General features: G+C 69.9%; 20 protein-coding genes. 7 read left to right on the forward strand and 13 right to left on the reverse strand.

Annotated elements, in window-relative coordinates; genetic code table 11:
* Positions 1–179: 179 nt before the first annotated feature.
* Positions 180–689, reverse strand: a complete 510-nt coding sequence (locus tag WYO_RS20760) for a L,D-transpeptidase (protein ID WP_007566141.1) — start codon at positions 687–689, stop codon at positions 180–182.
* A 150-nt stretch (positions 690–839) separates the two neighbouring features.
* Complete coding sequence (gene bluB, locus WYO_RS20765) at positions 840–1,478, reverse strand: 5,6-dimethylbenzimidazole synthase (RefSeq protein WP_039903586.1); 639 nt, start codon at positions 1,476–1,478, stop codon at positions 840–842.
* Positions 1,479–1,870: 392 nt separating this feature from the next.
* Here bluB and WYO_RS20770 point away from each other — a divergent pair, with 392 nt between their 5' ends.
* Complete coding sequence (locus WYO_RS20770; protein WP_007566144.1) at positions 1,871–2,245, forward strand: DUF2794 domain-containing protein; 375 nt, start codon at positions 1,871–1,873, stop codon at positions 2,243–2,245.
* A 4-nt stretch (positions 2,246–2,249) separates the two neighbouring features.
* On the opposite strand, the gene WYO_RS20775 is transcribed toward WYO_RS20770, so the two are convergent.
* From WYO_RS20775 to WYO_RS20790, 4 genes are all read right to left on the reverse strand, one after another.
* Positions 2,250–3,143, reverse strand: a complete 894-nt coding sequence (locus WYO_RS20775; RefSeq protein ID WP_007566147.1) for a dihydrodipicolinate synthase family protein — start codon at positions 3,141–3,143, stop codon at positions 2,250–2,252.
* Between the two features lie 98 nt (positions 3,144–3,241).
* Entirely contained in the window at positions 3,242–4,018 is a 777-nt protein-coding gene (locus tag WYO_RS20780) for a Bax inhibitor-1/YccA family protein (protein WP_007566149.1), read from the reverse strand.
* A 317-nt stretch (positions 4,019–4,335) separates the two neighbouring features.
* Complete coding sequence (locus WYO_RS20785; RefSeq protein WP_007566151.1) at positions 4,336–6,915, reverse strand: FtsX-like permease family protein; 2,580 nt, start codon at positions 6,913–6,915, stop codon at positions 4,336–4,338.
* Positions 6,915–7,598 (reverse strand): ABC transporter ATP-binding protein, encoded by a 684-nt coding sequence (locus WYO_RS20790; RefSeq protein ID WP_085985813.1) that lies wholly within the window; start codon positions 7,596–7,598, stop codon positions 6,915–6,917. Before WYO_RS20790 ends, WYO_RS20785 begins: the two co-directional genes overlap by 1 nt.
* Positions 7,599–7,817: 219 nt before the next feature.
* On the opposite strand from WYO_RS20790, the gene WYO_RS20795 reads away from it, so the two are divergent.
* Both WYO_RS20795 and thpR read left to right on the forward strand, forming a co-directional pair.
* Entirely contained in the window at positions 7,818–8,417 is a 600-nt protein-coding gene (locus tag WYO_RS20795; protein ID WP_007566155.1) for an arylesterase, read from the forward strand.
* Positions 8,417–8,956 carry an RNA 2',3'-cyclic phosphodiesterase gene (gene thpR / locus WYO_RS20800; RefSeq protein ID WP_007566156.1) on the forward strand — a complete coding sequence of 180 codons (540 nt, stop codon included), beginning with the start codon at positions 8,417–8,419 and terminating at the stop codon, positions 8,954–8,956. Before WYO_RS20795 ends, thpR begins: the two co-directional genes overlap by 1 nt.
* A gap of 4 nt (positions 8,957–8,960) precedes the next feature.
* Here the strand turns inward: thpR and coaA are convergent, their stop codons facing one another.
* The 3 genes from coaA to WYO_RS20815 all read right to left on the reverse strand — a co-directional run bounded on the left by coaA (position 8,961) and on the right by WYO_RS20815 (position 11,374).
* On the reverse strand, positions 8,961–9,950 hold the full coding sequence (gene coaA / locus WYO_RS20805; RefSeq protein WP_007566159.1) for a type I pantothenate kinase: 990 nt from the start codon (positions 9,948–9,950) through the stop codon (positions 8,961–8,963).
* On the reverse strand, positions 9,947–10,270 hold the full coding sequence (locus tag WYO_RS20810) for a phosphoribosyl-ATP diphosphatase (protein WP_007566161.1): 324 nt from the start codon (positions 10,268–10,270) through the stop codon (positions 9,947–9,949). Before WYO_RS20810 ends, coaA begins: the two co-directional genes overlap by 4 nt.
* Positions 10,271–10,426: 156 nt before the next feature.
* A complete protein-coding gene (locus WYO_RS20815; protein WP_007566162.1) occupies positions 10,427–11,374 on the reverse strand; it encodes an aspartate carbamoyltransferase catalytic subunit in 948 nt (315 codons plus the stop codon).
* Positions 11,375–11,557: 183 nt separating this feature from the next.
* Between WYO_RS20815 and WYO_RS20820 the strand changes: the two genes are divergently transcribed.
* Both WYO_RS20820 and WYO_RS20825 read left to right on the forward strand, forming a co-directional pair.
* Positions 11,558–12,421: a cytochrome b/b6 domain-containing protein gene (locus WYO_RS20820; RefSeq protein WP_007566164.1), complete on the forward strand. Its 864-nt coding sequence runs from the start codon at positions 11,558–11,560 to the stop codon at positions 12,419–12,421.
* Positions 12,418–13,368 carry a molybdopterin-dependent oxidoreductase gene (locus WYO_RS20825; RefSeq protein WP_007566166.1) on the forward strand — a complete coding sequence of 317 codons (951 nt, stop codon included), beginning with the start codon at positions 12,418–12,420 and terminating at the stop codon, positions 13,366–13,368. The genes WYO_RS20820 and WYO_RS20825 overlap by 4 nt, the downstream gene beginning before the upstream one ends.
* A 4-nt stretch (positions 13,369–13,372) precedes the next feature.
* On the opposite strand, the gene WYO_RS20830 is transcribed toward WYO_RS20825, so the two are convergent.
* Positions 13,373–13,633 (reverse strand): BrnA antitoxin family protein, encoded by a 261-nt coding sequence (locus WYO_RS20830; RefSeq protein ID WP_230365966.1) that lies wholly within the window; start codon positions 13,631–13,633, stop codon positions 13,373–13,375.
* A gap of 28 nt (positions 13,634–13,661) precedes the next feature.
* Positions 13,662–13,934: a BrnT family toxin gene (locus tag WYO_RS20835; protein ID WP_007566170.1), complete on the reverse strand. Its 273-nt coding sequence runs from the start codon at positions 13,932–13,934 to the stop codon at positions 13,662–13,664.
* Positions 13,935–14,139: 205 nt separating this feature from the next.
* Between WYO_RS20835 and topA the strand changes: the two genes are divergently transcribed.
* On the forward strand, positions 14,140–16,827 hold the full coding sequence (topA, locus tag WYO_RS20840) for a type I DNA topoisomerase (RefSeq protein WP_007566173.1): 2,688 nt from the start codon (positions 14,140–14,142) through the stop codon (positions 16,825–16,827).
* Positions 16,828–16,872: 45 nt separating this feature from the next.
* On the opposite strand, the gene WYO_RS20845 is transcribed toward topA, so the two are convergent.
* Positions 16,873–17,061 (reverse strand): hypothetical protein, encoded by a 189-nt coding sequence (locus WYO_RS20845; protein WP_007566176.1) that lies wholly within the window; start codon positions 17,059–17,061, stop codon positions 16,873–16,875.
* Positions 17,062–17,388: 327 nt separating this feature from the next.
* Between WYO_RS20845 and parE the strand changes: the two genes are divergently transcribed.
* Positions 17,389–19,449: a DNA topoisomerase IV subunit B gene (gene parE / locus WYO_RS20850; protein WP_007566177.1), complete on the forward strand. Its 2,061-nt coding sequence runs from the start codon at positions 17,389–17,391 to the stop codon at positions 19,447–19,449.
* A 194-nt stretch (positions 19,450–19,643) separates the two neighbouring features.
* Here the strand turns inward: parE and WYO_RS20855 are convergent, their stop codons facing one another.
* Positions 19,644–20,135, reverse strand: a complete 492-nt coding sequence (locus tag WYO_RS20855; protein ID WP_007566178.1) for a PRC-barrel domain-containing protein — start codon at positions 20,133–20,135, stop codon at positions 19,644–19,646.
* Positions 20,136–20,187 lie beyond the last annotated feature (52 nt).

Genomic DNA, 20,187 nt, shown 5'->3' on the forward strand with positions numbered 1-20,187 from the left:
CTCGCGGGTCTGACGCCGTGGGCGACCGCCTTTCATTAACCCACGGATGATCGCCTCGCGGCCGAGCCGCTACCCTCTAAGGCGGACCTCGAACGCCATCTCGACGGTGTGGAGGCTCTCGTGGAAGCCGTGGCGCGCCATGTCACCACGGCGACCTGATCACGCCGTTGCTCCGATCCTCACTGGGTCACGTAGACCTGGGCGCCGACATCGACCCGGGCGTAGAGATCGACCACGTCCTGATTGTACATGCGGATGCAGCCGTAGGAGGCGTAGGTGCCGACCGAGCTCGGCCGGTTGGTGCCGTGGATGGCGTATTCGCCGCCGGCCAGCGTCATGGCGGCGGCGCCCATCGGGTTGTTCGGCGAGCCGCCGGCGATGAGGTTCGGCAGCCGCGGGTTGTCGCGCTTCACCTCGGCCGGCGGCGACCAGGCCGGGGCGACGTACTTGCCGTCGATGGACGCCGTGCCGAACCATTGCTTGCCGGGCCGGCCCACCGCCACGGGATAGCGGATCGCGGTGCCGTCGCCGTTCACCAGGTAGAGCTTGCGCTGGGACACGCTGATCACCACCGAGCCCGGTGCGACGCCGTTCTGGAACGGCACCACCTCCCGGGCCTGTGCCGTCCCGAAGCACCCCGCCAGCATCGCGCCGGCCATCCCGAATAAAGCCGCCACCCGACCCGACATCACCGACTTCCTCGACAAGCAAGAGATCATGCGGGCCAGTAATCCACGGCCGAGCTTGCCGTTCCACGAAAAGCTATGGTTGATGTGGCGTTGATCCCGGGAAGTCTTGGGGAGGGTAAAGGAGTAGCGTAAATCCGGGATCTCGACGGATCAGCGCTCGATCAACGCTGCGCCGCGCGGGTCTTCGACCTGCCAGCCGTGCCGCTCCAGTTCCGGGTCGAGATGCTCCTCGACCGGGTGGCCGACGCAGAGATAGGCGACGAGCCGCCAGGTCGCCGGCACGGCCAGGATCTCGGTGACGCAAGCGGGCTCCAGGATCGAGACCCAGCCGACGCCGAGCCCGCGCGCCCGCGCCGCCAGCCAGAAGCACTGCACCGCCCCGACCACCGAATAGGCCAGGGTCTCCGGCATGCTGGCCCGGCCGAGACCGAGGCCGGTCTCGGTGGAATCGTCGCAGAACACCGCGAGGTGCTCCGGCGCCTCGTTCAGCCCGGCGAGCTTGAGCGTTCGGTAGCGCGCCGCCCGCGCGGCGTCGTAAACCGTGGCGGCGGCGGCGTTGCAGCGGGAGAAGTCCTGCGCGACGGCGGCGCGCCGGGCCGGGTCCGACACGCGGACGAAGCGCCAGGGCCGGCTGTTGCCCACCGAGGGCGCCCGATGGGCCGCGGCCAGGCAGGCGCGCAGATGATCCGGATCGACCGCGTCCGGCCGGAAGCGGCGCACGTCGCGGCGCCACGCGAACAGCGTGTCGAGAGTCTGGATGAAGGCGTCGTCGAAGGCGGGCGGACCCATGATGCGGCTCGCCATACCTGTATCCCGCGGTCAACGGGAGACGGAAAGACGGCCATCCGGTCCGGCGGCCGGGAGAATCATAAAAAAGGCCGCCCGGAGGGGCGGCCTGAAGTCATTGGGTCTCGAAACCTCGGAGTGCCGAATCCTGGGATCTCGACCGGTGACCGAAGGCTGGGGAGCTGGGTTACGGTCGCCGGCCGGGCAAAACCCGGCGAGGTTCAGCGATTGTTGTGCCGCCGCAACGCGGCTCGCAAAAGGCACAAATCGGGCGGAACCGTGTTTTTTGCCGCTGGCCTGTGTCTCACGCGACACGGAGACCCGCCGCGACCACCCTTGCGGGGCGCGGCGGCGGGGGCCATCATCCGGCAAAGCATGAGCGCCACGGAGTGATGATGACGGAGCGGACGAGCGCGGGGTCGCGGCCCGACGATGCGGCGGGCCATGTCATTCCGTTTCCCGCCCGTGCGGAACCCCCGCAGATCGCCTTCAACCGGGACGAGCTGCGCACGATCTTCAACCTCTACGGCCGGCAGGTCGCCGCCGGCGAGTGGCGCGACTACGCGATGGATTTCCGCCGGGACAAGGCGGTGTTCTCGATCTACCGCCGCAGCTCCGAGATGCCGCTCTACCGGATCGAGAAGGATCCGAAGCTCGCCCGCCGCCAGGGCGCCTACGCGGTCATCGCCGCCAGCGGCCTGGTGATGAAGCGCGGGACCGAGCTGGCCCGGGTCCTCGCCGTGCTAGAGCCGCCGCCGCGCGCCGTCTGAGGTCTCAGGCGAGGTTCAAGGTCCGGACGGTGGCGACGATCTCGTCCCGGATCGCGGGCGCCAGCGGCAGGATCGGCCGCGGCGGCTCGGCCCGGCACAGGCCGAGGGACTCGGCGAGCGCATAGGCCACCCGCAGGCTCGAATGGGTCTGGAACAGTGTCCAGAGCGGTGCGAGTTCCGCGTTCAGCGTCCGGGCCTGCGCGATGTCGCCGGCCTGGACCGCGCGCGTGATCGCCAGGCACGTCTTCGGGAACAGGCCGCCCGCCACGCTGAACCAGGCCGTGCCCCCGGCAATCAGAGCCGCGGTCGCATTCCAGTCGCCGCTGACCCCGAGGGGAAAACCGGCGGGAACCGCGTCCGTGAGAGCCGAAACCCCGGCCACGGTAGCCTCCGGCGCCGGCGCGGGACATTTGGCCGCCACGACACCGGGCAGGCGCGCGATCCGGCCGATCAGGTCCGGGGAGAAACGGAAATGCGTGGTCGCCGGGTTGTCGTAGATCACCAGAGGCAGGCCGCCCTCGCCTGCCACGGCCTCGAAATGCCGGAACACCTCGTCGTCGGTGAGCGGCGTGTAGGAGACCGGGGCCAGCAGCCCGGCATCGGCGCCGGCTGCCCGGGCGTCCCGGGCCAAGCGGATCGCCTCGTCGGTGCGCAGAGCCCCGATTCCGACCAGGATCGGCACCCGGCCGCCGACCACCTCGGCAGCGATGGTCACGGCGCGGCGGCGCTCGTCCCGGGACAGGTAGGCGTAGGTGCCGGTGCTGCCGAGCAGCCCGACCGAATCGACCTGCGCCTCCGCGAGCCGCTCTAAAAGCCGGCGCAGGCCCGTTTCATCGACGCGGCCCTCGGCGTCGCTGGGGGTGATCGGGAAGGCGGAGAGGCCGGAGATCGACAGCATGCCGGCACGTTAGCGGCTGGCCACTGGCAGTACAGATAAAAAGAAACCCCGGCGGTTTCCCGCCGGGGCTTCCGATCAAGTCCGGTCTCTATCAGGGCCTAGCGGCGGTCGCCCATCAGGCTCAGCAGGAACTGGAACATGTTGATGAAGTCGAGATAGAGGGTCAGGGCGCCGTTCACCGACATCTTGGCCGCCATCTCGCCGTCGAAGCCGCCGTAGAGATACATCTCCTTGAGCTTCTGCGTGTCGTAGGCTGTGAGGCCCGCGAAGATCAGCACGCCGAGCACCGAGATGGCGAACTGCAGGGCCGACGACGCGAAGAAGATGTTCACGAGCGACGCCAGGATGATGCCGATCAGGCCCATCATCAGGAACGAGCCCATGCCCGACAGGCTACGCTGGGTCGTGTAGCCATACAGGCTCAGCGAGCCGAAGGCCGCCGCCGTGATGAAGAACACCTGGATCACGCTCGCCCCGGTGAAGACCAGGAGAAGCGAGGACATCGAGGCGCCCATCACCGCCGCGAAGGCCCAGAACATCGTCCGGGCCGACGAGGCCGACATCCGGTCCATCCGCATCGAGAAGACGAAGATGAACGCGAGCGGAGCGAGCATCAGGACCCACTTGAGCGGGCTGTTGTAGAGGGTCTGACCGAAGGGGGTCAGGATCGGGCGCGTACCCTGGTAGGCCGCGACCGACGCCATGTTCAGGCCGAGGGCAACGAGACCGGAGATCCCGAGCCCGACGACCATGTTGTTGTAGACGCCGAGCATGAAGGTCCGCAGGCCCTGATCGACCTGGACCTGGCTGCCCGCGCCAGCGTAGCCGGACGGCTGCTGGGCGCCGTACCGGAAGGGAGAGTTCTCGAATGCCATGGGAGTTTCCTTGCGGAGGCTCTCTCAGCGTGGTGTTTCGGGCGAGGCCCACGCAGGACCTCTGGCGCCAGGCTGGCGCCTCGGACAGGAATATGTTGCGCGGCCGTCCCCCGCACAAGTCCCCGGCCACGGTTGCCGGGCCGCTTTTCAGGTCCCGGACGATGTATTTTTGTCCATGATCGCAGGGATTAAAATGGATTCCCGTGATCACGATCGTCGGTTCGACTGACGGTTGCCCGGGTCACACCGTTTCGATGACTCGCGGTGAAGTCTTAACCACCCGCCGCGACCGGCTGGCCGGCCACGAAAACCGGCTCCTAGATCTGCCGAAGATAGGGCGCCGGCTTCTGGCCGAGGATGCGCCAGGTGCCGGCCAGGCCGAGAAGGATCGCCAGTGCCACCGCGGCCGTGGCGGCGACCAGCGCGCCCCACAGGTCGAGGCGGAAGTCGAGATGCATGACCTTCGCGACGATGACCCAGCCGGCGACGCTGCCGGCGGCGAGGCCGAACAGGGCGGTGGCGAGCCCGAGCGCCGCGTATTCGATGGCGTAGGCGGTGAGCAGCCGGGCCCGGCTGGCGCCGAGCACCTTGAGCACCACGGCGTCGTAGAGGCGGGCCCGATGGCCCGCCGCGATGGCGCCCGCTAGCACGAACAGGCTCGCCAGCACCGCCACCGCGCTGGCCCCGCGGATCGCCAGGACCAGGCGTCCGACGAGGTCGCCGATCGCGTCGAGCGCGTCCTTCACCCGCACGGCGCTCACCGACGGAAACGCCTTGGCGACGTCGCGCAGGATGTGGTTCTCGGCCCCTGCATCGGTGCCCCCCGGAAGCGACAGGGTGGCGAGGTCCGAATGCGGCGCGCCGCGGAAGGTGCCGGGCGAGAACACCATCACGAAGTTGATGCCGAGATTGCGCCACTCGACCCGGCGCAGGTTGAAGATCGTCGCGGTCAGGTCGCGGCCGAGCACGTTGACGGTGACGCTGTCGCCGACCTTGAGCCCGAGCTGGCGCGCGAGCTCCGCCTCGAACGAGACCAGGGGCTTGGCGCCCTGCTCGGCGCTCCACCAGGCGCCTTCGGTGAGGGTCGAGCCCTCCGGCACGGTGTCGGCGTAGGTGATGCCCCGGTCGCCGTCGAGGACCCAGGCGGCATCCTCCGGGGGCCGGATCTTGTTGGCCGGCACGCCGTTCAGGGCGACGATCCGGCCGCGCATCATCGGCACGTCCTCGATCTTGCCGTTGGGGGCCGAGCGCGCCAGGAACGCCCGGAACTCGGCCGCGTCGCGGGACGGGATGTCGAGGAAGAACAGGTTCGGCGCCCGCGCCGGCAGCGTCGCGCTGATCGTCCGGCGGACATTGGCGTCGATCAGGCTGAGGGTGACCAGCAGCGTCACCCCGAGACCCAGCGACAGCACGATGGCCGGGGTCAGGGCGCCGGGCCGATGGAGATTGGCCAGCGCCATCCGGGGCGCCGGCCAGCGCGGATGCGGCAGGCGGCGGGCGAGCGCCATCAGGCCGAGCGCCACCCCGTGCAGCAGCGCGAAGGCGATCGCCGCGGCGGCGATGAAGATCAGTGCCACCCGCCGGTCGAAGGCCGTGGCGACCGACAGGCCGACCAGCGCCGCCAGACTCAGGGCTAGCCATACCCGGTAGCGCCAGCGCGGGCTGACCCGGGCCGGGTCGACCGTGTCGCGGAACAGGCCGGAGACCGGCACGTCATGGGCGCGGCCCAGAGGCGTGATCGCGAACGCGAAGGCGGTGAGCAGCCCGTAGGCGGCGGCGAGCGCGAGTTCGAGCGATGCGAGGGTCGGGTTCAGCGGCAGGGGCAGGTCGGCGGAGAACAGCGCGTCCAGCACGAACGGCAGGCTCGCCCCGATCACGAGCCCGATCAGCGTGCCGATCCCGGCGATCAGCATCACCTGGGTGAGATAGATGGCGACCACCTGCGAGCCCGGCGCACCGACGCTCTTGAGCGTGGCGATCGACGGCCGCTTGCGCTCCACGAAGGCGTGGACGGCGTTGCCGACGCCCACCCCGCCGACGATCAGCGCGGTCAGACCGACCAGGGTCAGGAACTGGGTGAAGCGCTCGATGCTCTTGGCGAAGCGGGGATCGGCGTTGGTACGCGACCGGATCTCCCAGCCCGCCTCCGGGGTCGCGGCGCGGATCCGCGCCTGCGCGGCGTCGATATCCGAATCCCGGGCGGCGTCCTTGGGCAGGACGATGCGGTAGCTCCAGCGGTTGAGGCTGCCCGGCTGGACGAGGCCGGTCGCCCGCAGCGCCGGCTCCGAGATTAGCAGCCGCGGGCCGAAGCCGATGCCGCCGGCGATCTTGTCGGGCTCGGACGTGAGCGTGCCGCGGATCGTCACCGGGTGACCGGCCAGGGTGATCCGGTCGCCGACCTTCACGTCGAGGCGGGTGAGCAGGGCCGGGTCCGCCAGGGCGCCCGGCGCGCCGTCGCGCTCCGCCAGAAGGTCGACGAGCCGGCCCGGCGGGTCGGTGACGGGCTCGCCCGCCGCCGGGTAGGTCGCGGGGTCGACCGCCTTCAGCTCGACCAGCGCGGCGTCGCCGCTGCCCGCCACCGCCATGGCCCGCAGGGAGGCCACCGCGTCGATCCGGCCCTCCCGGGCCAGAGCCTGCCGCTCCGGGTCGGTCGCCTCGCGGTTGATGAGGTTGTAGGCGAGATCGCCGCCGAGGATCCGGCGCCCCTCCCGGCCGAGACCGTCGGAAAGCGAGCGCGAGATCGAGGCCACGCCGGCGATCGCCGCGACGCCCAGCGCGATGCAGGCCAGGAACACGCCGAAGCCGGACAGGCCGGCGCGCAGCTCGCGGAGGGCGAGGCGCAGGGTCAGCGGGATGCGCCGGGGCGCGGGTTCGGGACGCGGGATCGTGCCGTGCATCAGGCGGTCACCGCCTCCTCGATCCGGCCCGAGCGCAGGCGCACGGTGCGGTCGCACAGGCGCGCGAGGCCGTTGTCGTGGGTGACGAGGACGAGGGTGGCGCCGCGGTCGCGCTTGAGCCGGAACAGCAGGTCGACGATCTGGCGGCCGGTGGCCTCGTCGAGATTGCCGGTTGGCTCGTCCGCCACCAGGATCGCCGGATCGGGGGCGACGGCCCGAGCGATGGCGACGCGCTGCTGCTCGCCGCCCGAGAGCTGGGCCGGGTAATGGTGCAGCCGGTGGCCGAGGCCGACCGCCTCCAGCTCGGCGCGGGCCCGCTCCAGCGCGCCGGGCCGGTCCGCGAGTTCCAGCGGCAGCGCGACATTCTCGAGGGCCGTCATGGTCGGGACCAGGTGGAAGGCCTGGAACACGATGCCGATGCGCCGGCCCCGGAAGCGGGCGAGCGCGTCCTCGTCGAGGCGGGCGAGGTCGGTCTCCTCGATCACGACGCCGCCGGAATCGGGCCGCTCCAGCCCGGCCATGACCATCAGCAGGGTCGACTTGCCCGAGCCCGAGGGGCCGACCAGCCCCACCGCCTCGCCGCGATCGACGCTGAGCGAGATGCCGCGCAGGACGTGGACCCGCGCGGCGCCGCGGCCGAGGCTGAGATCGATGTCGGACAACGCGATCGCCGGCTCGCGCAGCACCTTGTCGTGGCTCACGAGGCGGCCGATCTGTGGGCGATGACGAGCATGGCGCGCGAGGTCCTGACTTGGCTTCGAACTTGGCTGCGAACTTGGCTGCACGGGCCGTTGATGCACCGCGATATGGGGGGCGCATTGGGGCCGCGCCATGACGGCACCCGCCGAGCCCGACGGGCGGCCCTGTTTGTCGCAGCGCTAGCGGGTCTGGTGCTCCCTTTCATGACAGAGAGTCACGCGGCATCACCCGGCCCGATCAAGCTCGTGGCGCTCGGCGACAGCCTCACGGCCGGCTACCGCCTGCCGTCGGACGCCGCCTTCCCGACCGTGCTGGAGCGCCTGCTCAAGGCCAAGGGCGCGGATGTGACGGTGGCCAATGCCGGCGTCTCCGGCGACACCGCCACGGGCGGGCTCGACCGGGTCGACTGGTCGGTGCCGGACGGGACCGCCGGGGTGATCCTGGAACTCGGCGCCAACGACATGCTGCGCGGCACCGACCCGAAGGTCACCGAGGGGGCGCTCGCGGCGATCATCGAGCGGCTGAAGGCCCGCGGGATCCCGGTGCTGCTGGCCGGCATGCAGGCCGCGCCCAATCTCGGGCCGGATTACAAGGCGCGGTTCGACGCGATCTACCCGACGCTGGCCAAGCGCTACGACCTGATCCTGTACCCGTTCTTCCTGGACGGGATCATCGGCGACCGCGCCCAGCACCTCGATGACGGGCTGCATCCGAATGCCCGGGGCGTCGAGACCATCGCGGCCCAGATCCTCCCCACGGTCGAGACTTTTCTCGGGGGCCTCCGGCAGGGGGCGTCGCGCTGATGCCGCGGCTGTTCACCGGGCTCGCCGTGCCGCCCGAGATCGCGGACGCGCTCCGGGTTTTCCGGGGCGGCCTGCCGGGTGCGCGCTGGATCGAGCCCGGCGATTACCACGTCACCCTGCGGTTCCTCGGCGATGTCGAGATCCCGGTGGCCGAGGACGTGGTCGAGGCGCTGGCCGAGATGCGCCTGCGCGCCACCCTGATGGTGACGCTCGACGGGCTCGGCATCTTCGGCGGCGACCGGCCGCGGGCGCTCTACGCCTCGGTGGCGCCGAGCCCGGACCTGATCGACCTCCAGGCCGAGCAGGAGAGGCTGGTGCGCCGGGCCGGCGTCGAGCCGGAGCGCAGAAAATTCACCCCGCACGTCACTTTGGCTCGCCTGCGGCGCGACGCCAGCCCGGAGGCGGTGGCGATGTACCTCTCGCAAGGACCGGCCTTCGCGTCGCTGACCTTCACCGCCGACCGGGTGACGCTGTTCTCGGCGAAGGAATCGACCGGGGGCGGACCCTACCTGGCGGAGGCCGAATTCCCGTTCGTGTGAGCGGTTACAACCGCCGCAAAGCCACGCTCTCGATCCGGTGGCTCGCGCCCTTGGTCAGGATCAGGCTCGCGCGCTGGCGGGTGGGTAAAATGTTCTCGCGCAGGTTCGGCAGGTTGATCGAGGTCCAGAGCCGGTCGGCAATGTCGAGCGCTTCGTGCTCGGGCACCTCGGCGTATTTGCGGAAGTAGGAGCGCGGGTCGCGGAAGGCGGTCTGGCGCAGGCGCATGAACCGGGTGACGTACCAGCGGTGCAGGTCGTCCTCGTGGCCGTCGAGATAGATCGAGAAGTCGAAGAAGTCGGAGACGAACGGGATCGCGGTGCCGTCTCGCGGCAGGCGGGCGGGCTGGAGCACGTTCAGGCCCTCGACGATCAGGATGTCGGGGCTCTCCACCACCCGCTCCTCGCCGGGCACCCGGTCGTAGACCAGGTGGGAGTAGAGCGGCGCCGTCACCCGCTTGTGGCCGGCCTTCACGTCGTGGAGGAAGCGCAGCAGCGAGGCGGTGTCGTAGCTCTCCGGGAAGCCCTTGCGCTCCATCAGGCCGTGCTGGGCCAGCTCGGCATTGGGCAGCAGGAAGCCGTCGGTGGTGACGAGGTCGACCTTCGGGGTGTTGGGCCAGCGCGCGAGCAGGGCGGCCAGGATGCGCGCGGTGGTCGACTTGCCCACCGCCACCGAGCCGGCCAGGCCGATGATGTAGGGCGCTTTGGTCTCGCGCTCGGCCAGCAGGAAGCGCTGGGTCGCCTTGAACAGCCCCTGCGTGGCCGCAACGTAGAGCGAGAGCAGCCGCGACAATGGCAGGTAGATCGCCACCACCTCCTCGACCGAGATCGGGTCGTTGATCGATTGCAGCCGCTCGATATCCTCGGCCTTGAGGGTCAGCGGCGTGTCGGCGCGCAGCTGTGCCCATTCCTCGCGGCTGAAGCGACGATAGGGCGAGAGCCGATCCGATTCGTCGAGGATCGCCTCGACCGAGCCCGGCAGCGCGGCCGCGTTCACGCGGGGCGCCTCGCGGCCTTCTCGGCGAGCCCGCTCTGGGCGGTGCGGCGCTCCAGCTCCGCCATGACGGCGTCGAGCTCGACGCCGCCCGCCCGGAGCAGCACGACCAGGTGGTAGAGCACGTCCGCGGCCTCGTTGCGCAGGCCAGTCTTGTCGCCCTGCACCGCCGCGATGGCGGCCTCCACGGCCTCCTCGCCGAGCTTCTTCGCCGCCTTGGCGGGCCCCTCGGACAGCAGCTTGGCCGTGTAGGAGGTCTCGGGATCGGTCCCGGCGCGGCTCGCGACGAGCTTGGCGAGGTCGGCGAGCGTGTAGGCGGTCATGAAGCGATCTGCATGTGAGGTCGGCCTTGCGGGTTCGGCCGAGGCCGTATTCGGCAGGAAACTGCGCTACGGCCGCCCTGTGGGCAAGCCGCGCGGGTGAAGGCGTCCCGGCTTTGTCCGACTTAAGCTTGATTTCGAGCGAGTCGGACGGCGGGCTCAGCTGTTCGGCAGGTGCCGGGCCAGCGCCTCCAACACGGCCATGCGCACCGCCACCCCCATCTCGACCTGCTCGCGGATCAGCGACTGCGCGCCGTCGGCGATCTCGGAAGAAATCTCGACGCCGCGGTTCATCGGGCCGGGATGCATCACCAGGGCGTCGGGCTTGGCGAGCGCCAGCTTCTCGCCGTCCAGGCCGAAATAGTGGAAATACTCCTTCACGGAGGGCACGAACGAGCCGTTCATGCGCTCGCGCTGGAGGCGCAGCATCATGACGATGTCGCAGCCCTCCAGGCCCTTGCGCATATTCGTGAAGGTTTCGACGCCGAAGCGCTCGATCCCGGCGGGCAGCAGGGTCGAGGGCGCGATCAGGCGCACGCGCGCGCCCATCGCCTGCAGCAGAATGATGTTCGAGCGCGCCACCCGCGAATGCAGGACGTCGCCGCAGATCGCCACCTGAAGGCCCTCGATCCGGCCCTTGTTGCGGCGGATCGTCAGCGCGTCGAGCAGCGCCTGGGTCGGGTGCTCGTGGGCGCCGTCGCCGGCATTGACCACCGCGCAATCGACCTTGCGGGCGAGCAGGTGGACCGCACCGGCCGATTCGTGGCGCACCACGATGATGTCCGGCCGCATCGCGTTGAGGGTCGCGGCGGTGTCGATCAGGGTCTCGCCCTTCTTCACCGAGGACGAGGCCACCGACATGTTCATCACGTCGGCGCCGAGCCGTTTGCCGGCGAGCTCGAACGAGGATTGCGTCCGGGTCGAGGGCTCGAAGAACAGGTTGATCTGCGTGCGGCCCCGCAGCGTCGTGCGCTTCTTCTCGACCTGCCTTGAGATGTCGACGGCGGCATCGGCCGCGTCGAGCAGCGCCTCGATATCGGGCCGGGTCAGCCCCTCGATGCCGAGGAGGTGCCGGTGCGGGAAGGCCGGGGGCGCGGAGGTCGTCATGATGAGTCCGGGGTGTAGGTCCGGCACGCTCTCCCGGCAAGGCGCGCCAGCCCCTGCGGCCTTTTTTCATCGGTTGGTAACTTGAGCATCCGCGCCACGTATCAGCCGGATCGGACGGAACCCGCACCGTCGCCACCCCCGCGAGACGCACGCTTGAGACCCGACAGCCTGAGAGCCGAACCTTTGGCCGGCGCCCCCGCGCTCGCAGCGCCCGAGACCGTCGACGCCTCCGGGCGCCGCTGGTTCTACCGGCATCCCGTGGTGATCCGGGTGGCGCACTGGATCAACGCCGGGGTGCTGCTGGTGCTGCTGATGAGCGGCCTGCAGATCTTCAACGCCCACCCGGCTTTGTACTGGGGGGCGGTCTCGACCTTCGACGATCCCGCTCTGGCGATCACCAGCGAGCAGGGGCGCGACGGCACGAATCGCGGCGTCGTGACGATCGGCGCGCACAGCTTCGAGACGACCGGCGTGCTCGGCCTGTCCCGCGAGGGCGGCACCGTGGTGGACCGGGCCTTCCCGGCCTGGGCGACCCTCCCGGCGGACCAGGACCTCACCACGGGGCGGCGCTGGCACTTCCTGTTCGCGTGGTTCCTGGTGATCAACGGCGCGGTCTATCTCCTCTACGGGCTGTTCAGCGGCCAGCTGCGCCGCCGCCTGATCCCGGACGGCGACCAGATCCGCGACTTCGGCGGCTCCGTGAAGGAGCATCTGCTGCTGCGCTTCCCCGAGGGCGAGGAGGCCAAGCGCTACAACGTGATCCAGAAGCTCACCTATCTCGTCGTCGTGCTGGGTCTCCTGCCCGCCATGGTCCTGGCCGGCCTCGCCATGTCGCCCGGCGTCGACGCGGCCTGGCACTGGCTGCCGGAGCTGTTCGGCGGCCGCCAATCGGCCCGCACCATTCACTTCATCGCCGCCGGGCTGCTGGTGCTGTTCGTGGTGGTCCACGTGGTGCTGGTTCTGGTCTCCGGCTTCGTCAACAACATGCGCGGCATGCTCACCGGCTGGTTCAGCCTCGGCCGTCCCGAGAAGGAAACCGCGCGATGATCCTGCACCGCCGCAAGCTGCTCACCGCCGGCGCCGGCCTCGCCGGGACCGCCCTGCTCGGCGGCTGCGACCGCTTCGCTGGGACAGAGGCCGGGCGCCGGACCCTCAAGGCCGGCGAGGACGCCAACCTGTTCGTCCAGCGCCTGCTGATGTCGCCCGCAACGCTCGCCCGGGAATACCCGGCCGCAATGATCTCGCCTTGGTTCAAGCCGAACGGCACCATCGACCCGCCGGACCGGGCGTTCCGCGCCCTGGCGGCAAAGAAATTTTCCGAGTTCAAGCTCACGGTTGACGGATTGGTGCAGACCCCGCTGTCGTTCAGCATGGCGGATCTGCGCGGGTTGCCGGGCCGCACCCAGGTGACCCGCCACGATTGCGTCGAGGGCTGGTCCTGCATCGGCCAATGGTCCGGCGTGCCGCTGGCCGAACTCCTGAACCGGGCCGGGCTGAAGCCCCAGGCGCGCTACGCCGTGTTCCACTGCGCCGACACGCTGGAATATGCCGGCGGCGGCCTCGAAGGCGGCGACGGCGCCTCCCTGTGGCGGCCCGAACATCCGGGCTCGGTCCGCGACGGCTATATTCAGCTCGCCGCCGCCGAGGATTGGGGCGGCGCACCGACCGCCACCGATGCGCCCAAGGACGATTGGGGCCAGGGCGCCCCGGAGCCCGAGCCGCCCGAGGATAAGCGCACGCCGATCCGCTACTACGAGAGCATCGACCTGTTCGACGCCTTCAACCCGCAGACGATCCTGGCCTACGACCTCAACGGCAAGCCGCTGCCGGTCTCGAACGGCGCCCCCTTGCGCCTGCGCGTCGAGCGCCAGCTCGGCTACAAGCAGGCCAAATACGTGATGCGGGTCGAGCTGGTGGAGTCGCTGTCGGGCTTCGGCCAGGGCAAGGGCGGCTACTGGGAGGATCGCGGCTACGAGTGGTACGCCGGGATCTGAGGCTTCAGCGACGCTTGAGTGCGCGCTCGCGCTCGACCACCTCCATCAGAAGGGCGTTGACGCGGGCCTGCCAGCCCGGGCCCTGGGCCTGGAAATGCTCGGCGATGGACGGAAGGAGATGGACCGAAACCGCCGCGTCGGAGCCCTCCGAAGGCCCGCGCCGCACGAACCGGTCGCCGACGTGAAACTCGGCACGCTGCAGCATCTCGTCGGTCAGCTCGGGGATCTCATCGTATTCCTCCGCCGTAATCTCGTGCGCGTCCACCTTCGCCAGATCGCTCTTGATCGAGGCCTCAGCGGATGAGCGGTGCGTAGCGCTTCTGCTCTCTGACATTGGCCTTCCTCATCGAAACGACGTGGCGGTCCCGGCCGCGTGGGGTCCAGATCACGATCACCATCCGGCCCGCCAGGACGCCGACTGTGACGATGCGATGCTCGCCGTAATCGCGGCGGATGTCCTCGAACGTGAAGCCCGGCCCTGCGAAAACGAGCTCCGCGTCCTCGAAATCGAGCCCTCGCTCGGCCAAGGTTCGGTCGCGTTTGGCCGGATCGAAGGTGATCGCCATCGATCGGCTATCATATCGGATTCGCGTGCTGCGTACGATGGCCCCAGTTGGCCGCTCGGCCGCGACTGCCATTTGACAACCCGCCGCCCGTAACCCACTTGTCCCCGGCGCGCGGCCCCGGCCCGACGGCGGGCACTCGTCCCACGCGAATTTCGAACAGAATTCGTCCGTCGCGCCCAGGCTCCGTCGAGGGGCAGAGGTCTGAATGAAAGTCGTCGTCGTCGAGTCGCCGGCCAAAGCCAAGACGATCAATAAGTATCTTGGCCGCGACTATGAGGTGATCGCCTCCTTCGGGCACATCCGCGACCTGCCGGCCAAGGACGGCTCGGTCGATCCCGAGCAGGATTTCCACATGGTCTGGGAGCTCGCGGACCGGGGCGCCAGCCGGGTCAGCGAGATCGCCAAGGCGGTCAAGGGCGCGGACAAGCTGATCCTGGCCACCGACCCGGATCGCGAGGGCGAGGCGATCTCCTGGCACGTCCTGGAGGCGCTGAACGCCCGCAAGGCGCTCAAGGGCATCCCGGTCGAGCGCGTGACCTTCAACGCCATCACCAAGGCCTCGGTCGAGGCCGCGATGCGCAAGCCGCGCGAGATCGACCAGGCTCTCGTCGACGCGTATCTGGCGCGCCGGGCGCTCGATTACCTCGTCGGCTTCAACCTCTCGCCGGTGCTGTGGCGCAAGCTCCCCGGCGCCCGCTCGGCCGGCCGCGTGCAGTCGGTAGCACTCCGGCTCGTGGTCGAGCGCGAGATGGAGATCGAGAGCTTCAAGCCGCGCGAGTACTGGTCGATCGTCGCTACCCTGACCACCACGGACGGCGCGACCTTCGAGGCGCGCCTGGTCGGGGCCGACGGCAAGCGGATCCAGCGCCTCGATGTCGGCACCGGCGACGAGGCGGCCGCGTTCAAGCGCGACCTCGAACTCGCGACCTTCCAGGTGGCGAGCGTCGAGGCGAAGCCGGCCAAGCGCCACCCGCAGCCGCCCTTCACCACCTCCACGTTGCAGCAGGAGGCCTCGCGCAAGCTCGGGATGGCGCCGGCGCAGACCATGCGGGTCGCGCAACGCCTCTACGAGGGCGTCGATGTCGGCGGCGAGACGGTGGGCATCATCACCTACATGCGGACCGACGGCGTCGACATGGCGCCGGAGGCGATCCAGGACACCCGCAAGGTGATCGGCAAGGAGTTCGGCGACCGCTACGTCCCGGACGTGCCGCGCAAGTACAGCGTCAAGGCCAAGAACGCGCAGGAGGCCCACGAGGCCGTGCGCCCGACCGACATGAGCCGCCTGCCCAAGATGGTGGCCCGCCACCTCGAGCCGGAGCAGGCCAAGCTCTACGACCTGATCTGGACCCGCACGATGGCGAGCCAGATGGAATCGGCCGAGCTGGAGCGCACCACCGTGGACGTCACGGCCAATGTCGGCCCGCGCCGGATCGACCTGCGCGCCACCGGCCAGGTCGTGAAGTTCGACGGCTTCCTGGCCCTCTACCAGGAGGGCAAGGACGACGAGGAGGACGAGGAGAGCAAGCGGCTGCCGCCGATGAAGGCCGGCGACCCGCTCACCCGCGAGCGCATCACCGCGACCCAGCACTTCACCGAGCCGCCGCCCCGCTATTCCGAGGCGAGCCTGGTCAAGCGCATGGAGGAGCTCGGCATCGGCCGGCCCTCGACCTACGCTGCCGTCCTCCAGACCCTTCGGGATCGGGAGTACGTCAAGATCGAGAAGAAGCGGCTGCAGCCGGAGGACAAGGGACGCTTGGTCACCGGCTTCCTGGAGAGCTTCTTCCGGCGCTACGTCGAGTACGATTTCACCGCCGACCTCGAAGGCCAGCTCGACCGGGTCTCCAACGCCGAGATCGACTGGCGGGCGGTGCTGCGCGACTTCTGGAAGGACTTTTCCGCGGCGATCGGCGAGACCAAGGAGCTGCGCGTCACCGACGTGCTCGAGGCGCTCAACGGCCTGCTCGGCCCGCACATCTTCCCCGACAAGGGCGACGGCTCGAATCCGCGCACCTGCTCGGTCTGCGGCACCGGCCAGCTCTCGCTGAAGCTCGGCAAGTTCGGCGCCTTCATCGGCTGCTCGAACTATCCCGAGTGCAAGTACACCCGCCAGCTCTCGGCCTCCGGGGTCGACGGCGACGGTGACGGTTCCTCGGCCGAGGGCGGCCAGCCGGGCGTCCGGGTGCTGGGCAACGATCCCGTGACCGGGATGCCGGTGACGATCCGGGACGGGCGGTTCGGGCCCTTCGTCCAGCTCGGCGAGGCCTCCACCGAGAAGGATGCGGCGAAGCCGAAGCGTTCCTCGCTGCCGAAGGGGCTCTCCCCCTCCTCGGTCGATCTGGACAAGGCCCTGGCGCTGCTGTCGCTGCCGCGCGAGGTGGCGCGCCATCCCGAGACCGGCGAACCGATCCTGGCCAATCTCGGCCGGTTCGGACCCTACGTGCAGCACGGGAAGACCTACGCCAATCTCGGCAAGGACGACGACGTGCTGGAGGTCGGGGCGAACCGCGCTATCGACCTGATCGTCGCCAAGGAGCAGGGCGGCGGCCGGGGCCGGCCGGCGGCCGATCCGGGCCGGCCGCTGGGCAAGGACGAGACGAGCGGGCGCGACCTCGTGGTCAAGGCCGGCAAATACGGCCCCTACGTCACCGACGGCGAGGTCAACGCGACGCTGCCGAAGACCATGAATGCCGAGGCGCTGACCCTCGACGAGGCGATCGCGCTGGTGAATGCCAAGCGGGCGTCGGGCGGCGGCAAGCCGGCCAAGCGGACATCGGCCCGGAAGGCGCCGGCTCGGGCGGCGGCCGCGGACAAGAAGCCGGCGGCCAAGAAGGCCCCCGCGAAGAAGCCGGCGGCCAAGAAGAGCCCGGCGAAGAAATCGGGTGCCGGCTGAGAGCCGCGCCCGATCCCTTTGAGGACTTGGCGCGAACGCTTCGGGCTAAGCCAGATAGGTGATGGTCGCGGCCAGGGCGGTGGCGACCGTCGCCAGCGCGATGGTCAGGCCGTTCATCAGGAAGCGAGCGGGCGGCACGGAGGCCGTCTCCTCGTCGCACCCGAAGACGGTGCCGGCGGCGCGCTCGAAACGGATCAGGGTGAGGCGGCGGGCCTCGATCGCGGCGTTGCTCATCGACGGCGGCTCCCTGACCACGGTCAAGCTCTTTCCCGGACAAACGCGGCCGGAGCCGCGCGGTTCCGATCCGGGCGGCAGCTGAGGAAGCCTTAACCCACGATTGTGCAACGTCGCGATGACGGCTCCGTCGCGCCGGGCCGGCCGCGCCCCTCGCTCGCGGCGGCGCAGCATGCGATGGTAAGGCCGTTCGGCGACGCACCGAACGCTCTGGATGTTTCTGTTTTGTTCCGCTATGATGCGGGGATGAAGGCGCATGCTGCACGATCCGACGCCCGTCTGCCCAACACCGAGCCGGCCGATGCGCCGCGTTCGCGGAGGCCGCGCGTGAGCGATCCGGCGCGCGACCTGTTCGGGCCCGGTGGCAAGCCCTCGGCCCCGCGTCCGGCGGAGCCGCGGCGGCGGCTCGCGGAATCCGCCTCGGTGCCGACCATCGCGGCGGCTGAGCCCGAGGCCGGCTACACCGCCTCCGACATCGAGGTGCTGGAGGGGTTGGAGCCGGTCCGGCGCCGGCCCGGCATGTATATCGGCGGCACCGACGAGCGGGCGCTGCACCACCTCTTCGCCGAGGTGATCGACAATTCCATGGACGAGGCGGTGGCCGGCCATGCCAGCTTCATCGAGGTCGAGCTCGAGGAAAGCGGCTCGCTGGTGATCACCGACAACGGCCGCGGCATCCCGGTGGACCCGCACCCGAAATTCCCAGGCAAGTCGGCGCTCGAAGTCATCATGACGACGCTGCACGCGGGCGGTAAGTTCGACTCGAAGGTCTACGAGACCTCGGGCGGCCTGCACGGCGTCGGCATCTCGGTGGTCAACGCCCTGTCCGACCTCCTCGAGGTCGAGGTCGCCCGCAACCAGACCCTCTACCGCCAGACCTTCTCCCGCGGCCACGCGCAGGGGGCGCTGGAGCTGGTCGGCCGGGTGCAGAACCGGCGCGGCACTCGGGTGCGCTTCCACCCCGATGCCGAGATCTTCGGCTCGCTGAAGTTCGACCCGCGCCGCCTGTTCAAGATGGCGCGCTCGAAGGCCTACCTGTTCGGCGGCGTCGAGATCCGCTGGCGCTGCGCCCCTGCCCTGCTCGAGGGCCTGGAGGACGTGCCGGCCGAGGCGGTGCACCGGTTCCCGGCCGGGCTGCGCGACTATCTTGCCCGAGATATCGAGGGCAAGGAGCTGGTCACCGAGGCGATGTTCACCGGCAAGGTGACAAAGCCCGGCTCGCACGGCTCGCTCGAATGGGCGGTGGCCTGGATGGTCGCCGAGGACGGCTTCTCGCATTCCTACTGCAACACGATTCCCACCCCGGAGGGCGGCACCCACGAGGCGGGCTTAAGGGTCGCGCTGCTGCGGGGCCTGCGCGAGCATGCCGAGCGCGTGAACCAGGCCAAGCGCATGACGGCGGTGACCACCGACGACGTCATGGCGACCTGCGCGTCCATGCTCTCGGTGTTCATCCGCGAGCCGGAATTCCAGGGCCAGACCAAGGACAAGCTCGCCACCGTCGAGGCGCAGCGCATCGTCGAGACGGCGGTGCGCGACGCCTTCGACCATTGGCTGGCCGCCTCCCCGGCCCAGGCCAACAAGCTGCTCGACTGCGTGATCGACCGGGCCGAGGAGCGGCTGCGCCGGCGCCAGGAGAAGGAGGTCGCCCGCAAGAGCGCGACCCGCAAGCTGCGCCTGCCCGGCAAGCTGGCAGATTGCTCGGCCGCCGGCACGGCGGGCTCCGAGATCTTCATCGTCGAGGGCGATTCGGCCGGCGGCTCGGCCAAGCAGGCCCGGGACCGGACCACCCAGGCGATCCTGCCCCTGCGCGGCAAGATCCTCAACGTCGCCTCGGCCTCCCGGGACAAGCTCGGCGCCAACCAGCTGATCTCGGACCTGACCCTGGCGCTCGGCTGCGGCACCGGCGCGGCCTTCCGCGAGACGGATCTGCGCTACGACAAGGTGATCATCATGACGGACGCCGACGTGGACGGCGCCCATATCGCGTCGCTGCTGATCACGTTCTTCTACCGGCAGATGCCGAAGCTGATCGACCGCGGGCACCTCTACCTGGCGATCCCGCCGCTCTACCGGCTGCAGCAGGGCTCCAAGGTTGCTTATGCCCGGGACGATGCCGACCGGGAGCGGATCACCAAGACGGTGTTCAAGGGCGGCAAGGTCGAGATCGGGCGCTTCAAGGGCCTGGGCGAGATGATGCCGGCCCAGCTCAAGGAGACCACCATGGACCCGAAGAAGCGCACGCTCCTGCGGGTCGCGGTGCTCGACGAGGCACGGGAATCCACCGGCGACACGGTGGAGCGCCTGATGGGCAACAAGCCCGAGGCCCGCTTCGCCTTCATCAGCGAGCGCGCGGCCTTCGCCGACGGAGTCGATCTGGATATCTGAAGCGACGGGGCGCCTACGGGATTGCGCTCCGTCATTGCGCGCGCAGCGAAGCAACCCAGGGTAGCCTGACCTGGAAAAACGTAGCGCCGCGCTGGGCTGCTTCGCTCCGCTCGCAATAACGGCGAGGGAATCGCGGACTGACTTTGAAGCGGCGCGCCTGGATCGCAACCGCATCCAGTCCGGTACCGGTCAAGCTACTCCGCCGCCATCGCCTTGACCGGGTCGAAGGGTTGGGCGGCCGCGACCGTGTCGGTGCTCATGTGGAGCACGGCCGAGAATCGCTCCCCGCCCGGGCGCAGCACCAGGGCGCCGGGCTCCACGGCGATGCGCTTGCTGCCGAGCCCCAGGGGGCCGCCGACATCCAGCACCACCGCCTTGAGGGCCCCGCCATCGGCGATCAGCAGGTCGTCGACCGTCCCGACCTTGTCGCCGGCCGCGTTGCGCACCGTGACGCCGATCAGGTGAGAGGCCAGGACGGTGGCCGGCTTGACGCCCTGCCGCTTGACCGCCGCCTCCGCGCTGGCCGCAATCGTCAATGGGCCGCCGCCAGCGCCGCCGGTCGATGTTCCCGGCCCGGTGCCCGGCAGCACCGTCTTGTTGCCGATCACGCTGGCATCCTGGGCTCGAGCCGGGAGCCCGGCGAGGCTGAGGAGAGCCAGCGGTAGCAGGAGAAGGGATTTGCGCATCGGGATCGCTCCGGCGCAGCCGAGCCATCCGCGCGCCGTCGGTGAAAAGCGG

The organism is Methylobacterium sp. GXF4, from assembly GCF_000272495.1.
Taxonomy (GTDB): Bacteria; Pseudomonadota; Alphaproteobacteria; order Rhizobiales; family Beijerinckiaceae; genus Methylobacterium; species Methylobacterium brachiatum.

Coding starts and splice junctions, on each gene's coding strand:
- WYO_RS20760 (WP_007566141.1), bottom strand. CDS start 689: ATGTCGGGTCGGGTGGCGGCTTTATTCGGGATGGCCGGCGCGATGCTG.
- bluB (WP_039903586.1), bottom strand. CDS start 1,478: ATGGGTCCGCCCGCCTTCGACGACGCCTTCATCCAGACTCTCGACACG.
- WYO_RS20770 (WP_007566144.1), top strand. CDS start 1,871: ATGACGGAGCGGACGAGCGCGGGGTCGCGGCCCGACGATGCGGCGGGC.
- WYO_RS20775 (WP_007566147.1), bottom strand. CDS start 3,143: ATGCTGTCGATCTCCGGCCTCTCCGCCTTCCCGATCACCCCCAGCGAC.
- WYO_RS20780 (WP_007566149.1), bottom strand. CDS start 4,018: ATGGCATTCGAGAACTCTCCCTTCCGGTACGGCGCCCAGCAGCCGTCC.
- WYO_RS20785 (WP_007566151.1), bottom strand. CDS start 6,915: ATGCACGGCACGATCCCGCGTCCCGAACCCGCGCCCCGGCGCATCCCG.
- WYO_RS20795 (WP_007566155.1), top strand. CDS start 7,818: ATGACAGAGAGTCACGCGGCATCACCCGGCCCGATCAAGCTCGTGGCG.
- thpR (WP_007566156.1), top strand. CDS start 8,417: ATGCCGCGGCTGTTCACCGGGCTCGCCGTGCCGCCCGAGATCGCGGAC.
- WYO_RS20810 (WP_007566161.1), bottom strand. CDS start 10,270: ATGACCGCCTACACGCTCGCCGACCTCGCCAAGCTCGTCGCGAGCCGC.
- WYO_RS20815 (WP_007566162.1), bottom strand. CDS start 11,374: ATGACGACCTCCGCGCCCCCGGCCTTCCCGCACCGGCACCTCCTCGGC.
- WYO_RS20825 (WP_007566166.1), top strand. CDS start 12,418: ATGATCCTGCACCGCCGCAAGCTGCTCACCGCCGGCGCCGGCCTCGCC.
- WYO_RS20835 (WP_007566170.1), bottom strand. CDS start 13,934: ATGGCGATCACCTTCGATCCGGCCAAACGCGACCGAACCTTGGCCGAG.
- topA (WP_007566173.1), top strand. CDS start 14,140: ATGAAAGTCGTCGTCGTCGAGTCGCCGGCCAAAGCCAAGACGATCAAT.
- WYO_RS20845 (WP_007566176.1), bottom strand. CDS start 17,061: ATGAGCAACGCCGCGATCGAGGCCCGCCGCCTCACCCTGATCCGTTTC.
- WYO_RS20855 (WP_007566178.1), bottom strand. CDS start 20,135: ATGCGCAAATCCCTTCTCCTGCTACCGCTGGCTCTCCTCAGCCTCGCC.